This is a genomic window from Abyssibacter sp., assembly GCF_964229365.1.
Lineage (GTDB): Bacteria > Pseudomonadota > Gammaproteobacteria > Nevskiales > OUC007 > Abyssibacter.
This window is the reverse complement of sequence record NZ_CAXRDQ010000068.1, coordinates 1-5,448: the sequence shown is the minus strand read 5'-3', so window position 1 is coordinate 5,448 and position 5,448 is coordinate 1. Positions and strand designations below refer to the sequence as shown.

Below are 5,448 nucleotides of genomic sequence, written 5' to 3'. Positions count from 1 at the left end.
GCGATACAAAACCCTTCTCCCCGACCATCACCGTCGCGACCGGAACATCGACTCCACCGATCAGGCCGCGCGTGATGGCGCCACCCTCGTCCAGAGTGAAGGCCGCCCGAACACCCCGGTCTTTGAGCAGCGCGGCGATTTGCAACGCACCCCGTGTGCCGCCGGTTTCCTCGTCATGTCCGAAGGCGAAATAGATGGTTTGCGGTGGCGTGAAGCCACGGCCGAGCAACCGCTCGATTGCCTCAAGCTGCGCCCAGACACTCGCCTTGTCATCCAGGCTGCCCCGGCCCCAGATGTAACCGTCCGCCGCCCGGCCGGAAAACGGCGGGTGCGTCCAGTCCTTGTCGGTGCCAGTCTCGACGGGAACCACATCCAGGTGGCCCAGCAGGATGATGGGAGCGCCGGCGCTCTCCTGCCCGGTCCAGGTCAGCAGCAGGCTGTGGCCGGAGACGATCTCTACCGTCAGCTCTTCGAACACGCGCGGAAAATGACTGCGCATCAGCGCATGCAATCGCTGAAAGTGCTCGGCCGCGCCCCCCTCGGAATCCAGTGACACGGTGGGTATGCGCACGGCTTCGGCAAGATGTCGAACCGCGGCGGTGTCGATTTCCGGAGGCGGCGGCGCCGTCCCGGGATGGTAGTCCGCGCGTAGCTGGATGGTCTTTATGACCATGACCAGCAGACCGACGGCCACGAACGCTGCGACCCACGTCAGGCCCCGCACGATGATCCTTCTTCCCCGCATGACTTCTCCCTTACGGAAACACCGATCTATTCACATCACCAAGACCGGGCCGGTTTTCGTGCAAGCCCAGGCCGAATGAGTGGCTTCAGTATTTCCTTCGCTTGGCGACGGCAGAAGTTTAGGCCGGAATCAGCTCAGAGTTCGCCGGCCGCACTGGGACGCGCGGCCGTCACCCGCGCCGAAGCCTTTGGATCATGGGCGGCTTCCAGCGCGTCAATCGCTTCGCCCACCTCGCGCTGGAACTGGGCGAACTGCGCTTCATCAAGCTCGGCAGGCACAAAAATCGGCGCACCGTAGTGCACATCGATACGCGTGAACGGTTTCGGCAAGCGGAACCGGTCCCAGCTCCGGAAAGACCAGTAACGACGCGCAAGCGGCAGATACGGGATGATCGGCAGGCCGGTCTGGCGCGCCATTTCGATAATTCCGGGCTTGCAGACATGGGCCGGCCCACGAGGGCCATCGACCGTGAGCGCACCCGGCAAGCCGCTCTGGAGTTGGCCGATCATGTCGCCTTTGGCGGCCCGCCCGCCCTTGTCTCGGTTCCCGCTGCGCGAACTGCCGCGCGCCACCGAATGCCCGAGCCCTTCACAAAGCCGGGTGACCGGATCGCCGTCGCGGGATTTGGACACGATCACAACATGCTTGCGTCCGGTCTGCGCGAGGATTCCGGCAAACAGGTTCTGATGCCAGATCGCCAGCAGATAGACCGGGCAATCGGCGGGGCCACGCAAGCCGCGCTCGCCATCAAAGCGGAAGCGGTAAGTGACGTAAAAAAGGCGAATCAGGGCGTGGAGCAGCCAGCCCGCAATCGAGTTGAGCATTGTGATCGTCCCCGCCGCGATCACGATGCCTAGGTCCATTGCATCGAGCCGGGCATGCGCCGGATACGGCGCGTGGTTGAGTCATCAGCAAGCGCCCTTGCCTGCTGGAGCGGCACCGAGATTACAAGGGATGGCTGCTCACGGCGACCCTGATCCGCCGGCCGGCCTGCTCCGGCGGATCAATGCGGCGGCTACCGGTTAGGCTGGCTTGCGGTAGTGGAGAATGCCCCAGTCCAGCGCGCCCTGGTTGCCGGCGGTCACCCAGTGTTCCAGTCCGGCCGTCATCCGGTCGATGTAGGCCGGACTGACGAGTTCACTCAACTCGCTCTTTCGAGCGCTGAGTTCACGGTGCACGCTGCCATAGTGCTTGACGATGGCGTCGGGCATTCGCTCCAGGGCAACGGTTTCCCAGCCCAGCTCGCGGGCGTAACGCTCGTACTTCTCGACCGATCCCATCGAGGGCAGGTGAATCCGTGCGAGAACCGGTGCGAGCACGTTGGCATCCACGTCGGACTGCTGCATGGGGTCGGTAAAGATGAAATGGCCGCCGCGGCGCAGCACCCGGTCCACCTCGCGGAACACCTGGTCACGTCGAGCGCTGTGCAGGATCGAGTCCTGACACCAGACCACATCATAGGACTCATCGGTAAACGGCAGCTCCTCGAAGCTACCGTCGATGACATCGATCTTGTCGTCCAGCCCCTGCTCCACATTCATCTCACGCGCCCGCCGGTTCTGCACCGGACTCAGGTTCAGCGCGGTGACATGGCAGCCGACCTCGCGTGCGATCACGCGGGCCGAGCCGCCGTATCCGGAGCCGATGTCCAGCAGCCGGCTGGATGGCGTCAGGTCCAGCGCATCCACCATGCGACGAACCGTGCGGTGGCTGGCATCGCGAATCGGTTCTCCATCGGACAGATAGATTCCGACGTGGATGTCCTCGCCGCCCCAGACGTGGAAGTAGAAATTGTCAGCGTCGGGGCTGTCGTAGTAGTCGCGGGTGGTGTCCACGACGGCTTGATCGTTAGCGCTCATCGTCGTCCTCAGGATTCGTCGGGATGCAGTTTTTCGGCGATATGGACGTAGAAGTCCGGATCGCTCTGACGGTAGGTCTCCTGGAAATCCGCTGCGGTGGTCACATTCTGGAAACCGACCTCGTGCATCAGGCGTGTGACGTAGTCCTTGCGCAGGGGGAACATGTTGAGGTGGTACTCGGACCCGTCCGGAAAGTTGTAGCGGAATCGGGCGAGGCCCTCGTCGCAGTGTTCCGGCTCGGCGCGAACGTTGTCGCCGCAGTAGTAGAACTGGTGCTTGGACTTGAAGCCGTCGTCCAAAATCATGTCGTAGTTGCGCTGATCGAGCATCAGCACACCATCGTGACGAAGTGCGGCGTAGAACTCGGCCAAAGCCTTGCGGCGGTCGCGTTCCGAGAACAGGTGGGTGAACGAATTGCCCAGACAGATCACCGCGTCGAACTTGCCGTGTACGTCGCGATTCAGCCAGCGCCAGTCGGCCAGTACGGTGCGCAGCACGTGGCCGCGTCGGCGACCATTTTCGAAGGCCATGGCCAACATCTCGGCGCTGCCGTCCGCAGACACCACTTCGAAACCGGCCTCACGCAACCGGACGGAGTGAAACCCGGTGCCGGTGGCAACATCGAGTACCTTCTTGGCGCCGCGGGCGCGCAGCGCCTCGATGAAGAACTCGCCTTCGCTTTCGGCGCGGGCGTCCCAATCGATTAGCTCGTCCCATTTCTCGACGAAGCTTTGAACGTACTCGGTTTGATACTTGTCGGTTTGTCGCACCTGAAGGGGATCATCCCCGTAGTTCTGTTCCGTCGGTGCAACGGTCGTTTCCTCGTTGACATCGGTCATGCCTCAGACTCCTTGGCGTACCTGATTGGCCAGACGCTGGACCAGATGGCGGTGACTCGGGCGTCTGGCGCAGGATGTAACCGAGTCACGCATGACAACCGCTGATTACGCGGTCGATTGACAGAGCTTTCGCTCAGGTGCGGCGAGTCCGGGCAACAAGCCGGACTGGCGACGTCCCCGGTCGCTCACAAGGACTGCACACGGTGGTTCGGGCAGGATGCAGCGTGGGCCGCTTTCACTGCCTCGCGTTACCCTAACGCATACTCGGATGAGTTTCAGAGCACGGTGGCGATGCACAGGCTCACCGCGCTCGCGCTATCACAAGGACCGTGAAATGCAACGCAATCAGTGCAAAACCAACGGCGTCGAGATCTCGTACCTCGATTCCGCACCCGACGACGCCGCCCGTCCTGCAGTGCTGTTACTCCACGGGTTTCCTGACTCGGCGGAGATGTGGACCGCGCAGATCATCGCCCTGCACGCCGCCGGTTACCGTGTGCTGGCGCCGGATGCGCGAGGCTACGGTCAGTCGCAACTGACGACTCGCGTCGAGGACTCGGCGCTCGAACAGATCGTTGCCGATCTCTGCGGTCTGCTCGACGCGCTGGACATCGAATCGGCCCACGTCGCCGGGCACGACTGGGGGGCGGTGTTCGCCTGGGGCATGGCGGCGCAGCAGCCCAAGCGCGTCCGCCGTCTAGTGGCCCTGTCCGTTGGTCACCCGCTCGCGTACACGCAGGCCGGCATCGAGCAAAAGCTACGCGCCTGGTACGCCGTCGGCTTCCTCGTGCCCGGGCTGGCGGAGCGCCTGTTACCGGTCGGTAACTGGCGCTTGCTGCGCTCCGGTTTCACCGGGCACCCCACCCCGGATGCGGTCCGGGATCAGATGGCACGGCCTGGCCGCCTCACCGCTGCGCTGAATGTCTACCGCGCCAACGCGCCACTGTTGATGCGCCATGGCCTGCCGTCCGTCCAGGCTGACACGCTTGGCATCTACAGCACGGGTGACGCCTTTCTCACGGCCCGTCAGATGCGTGATTCGTATCGGTTTGTCCGGGGACAATGGCGTTATGAGCAGCTACCCGGGGGACATTGGATGCCGCTGTCGCAGCCGGCCCGCATCAGTGAGCTCCTGCTGGAGCACTTCAGCGCCTGAGGCGCGCGGCCCGATTCGGTGACATTGCCGACTGCAACAAGGCTGTCATAAGCCTCGGTCAGCCTGTAGCCTGTTTTAGTCAAGGTTGAACCTCGACTTGGCCGTTATGCAAGCAGCCTTCCGTCGCAGTCTTCGGGTCCACGCGAAGATGCTGCGCTCCGCGTTGGCACCCGATCCTGCCGCTCCACGCAGCCCTGCCCGCCTTGCCCGTCTGGCAGCGTTGATGCCGCCTTATCTGGCCGTGCAAACCATGCACTGGGCGGGTTTTGCGCTCGATGAGCTGCTGTATGCCGGCTACCGGGGCGTCCGCGTCGACCAGCCGCTGTTCGTGCTCGGCATCCCCCGCAGCGGAACGACGTTCGTGCATCGAACGCTGGCTGCAGACCCCGCATTCACCACCTTGAGCACCTGGGAAGCGGTGCTCGCGCCATCGATAACCGAACGTCGTGTCTGGCTAGCGCTGGCCCAGGTGGATGACCGGCTCGGGCGCCCCGCATCACGACTGCTCAACCGCTTCGTCCGGCGGCTTGCTGGCGATTTTGATGACATCCATGGCGTCGATCTCACCGCGGCTGAAGAAGACTATCTGGCGCTGATACCGGCGGCCGGCTGCTTTCTGCTGGCCCTGGGATTGCCCGCCTCGCAGGATCTGTGGGGGCTGGCGACGTTCGACGAAACCCTGGACGACGCCGACCGCAGCATCCTGCTCGATTTCTACCATGCGCTATTGCAAAAGCACCTCTACGTCCATGGTCCCGACAGGCGCATCCTGTCCAAGAACGCCGCGTTCGCGAGCTGGGCGCCGGCATTGGCTGCCCGCTACCCGGAGGCGCGCTTCCTGGTTTGCGT

6 protein-coding genes are annotated in these 5,448 nt (G+C 63.6%); 2 read left to right on the top strand and 4 right to left on the bottom strand.

The window, feature by feature from the left end; translation table 11 throughout:
- The 4 genes from ACE1EY_RS11215 to ACE1EY_RS11200 form a co-directional block, all read right to left on the bottom strand.
- Window positions 1–745, bottom strand: a 745-nt coding sequence (locus ACE1EY_RS11215; RefSeq protein WP_370300187.1) for a M20/M25/M40 family metallo-hydrolase, incomplete at its 3' end; no start/stop codon positions are given.
- A gap of 134 nt (window positions 746–879) precedes the next feature.
- Entirely contained in the window at window positions 880–1,569 is a 690-nt protein-coding gene (locus ACE1EY_RS11210) for a lysophospholipid acyltransferase family protein (RefSeq protein ID WP_370300186.1), read from the bottom strand.
- Window positions 1,570–1,767: 198 nt separating this feature from the next.
- A complete protein-coding gene (locus ACE1EY_RS11205; protein WP_370300185.1) occupies window positions 1,768–2,604 on the bottom strand; it encodes a cyclopropane-fatty-acyl-phospholipid synthase family protein in 837 nt (278 codons plus the stop codon).
- A gap of 8 nt (window positions 2,605–2,612) precedes the next feature.
- Window positions 2,613–3,443 (bottom strand): class I SAM-dependent methyltransferase, encoded by an 831-nt coding sequence (locus ACE1EY_RS11200; RefSeq protein ID WP_370300184.1) that lies wholly within the window; start codon window positions 3,441–3,443, stop codon window positions 2,613–2,615.
- A 334-nt stretch (window positions 3,444–3,777) separates the two neighbouring features.
- Here ACE1EY_RS11200 and ACE1EY_RS11195 point away from each other — a divergent pair, with 334 nt between their 5' ends.
- Both ACE1EY_RS11195 and ACE1EY_RS11190 read left to right on the top strand, forming a co-directional pair.
- Window positions 3,778–4,599 (top strand): alpha/beta fold hydrolase, encoded by an 822-nt coding sequence (locus ACE1EY_RS11195; RefSeq protein ID WP_370300183.1) that lies wholly within the window; start codon window positions 3,778–3,780, stop codon window positions 4,597–4,599.
- A 106-nt stretch (window positions 4,600–4,705) separates the two neighbouring features.
- Window positions 4,706–5,448 (top strand): sulfotransferase (locus tag ACE1EY_RS11190; RefSeq protein WP_370300182.1); only part of this gene is annotated, 743 nt, incomplete at its 3' end.

Excerpts from the sequence above, each read along its gene's own strand:
- ACE1EY_RS11205 (WP_370300185.1), bottom strand. The coding sequence starts at position 2,604 with ATGAGCGCTAACGATCAAGCCGTCGTGGACACCACCCGCGACTACTAC.
- ACE1EY_RS11200 (WP_370300184.1), bottom strand. The coding sequence starts at position 3,443 with ATGACCGATGTCAACGAGGAAACGACCGTTGCACCGACGGAACAGAAC.
- ACE1EY_RS11210 (WP_370300186.1), bottom strand. The coding sequence starts at position 1,569 with ATGCTCAACTCGATTGCGGGCTGGCTGCTCCACGCCCTGATTCGCCTT.
- ACE1EY_RS11195 (WP_370300183.1), top strand. The coding sequence starts at position 3,778 with ATGCAACGCAATCAGTGCAAAACCAACGGCGTCGAGATCTCGTACCTC.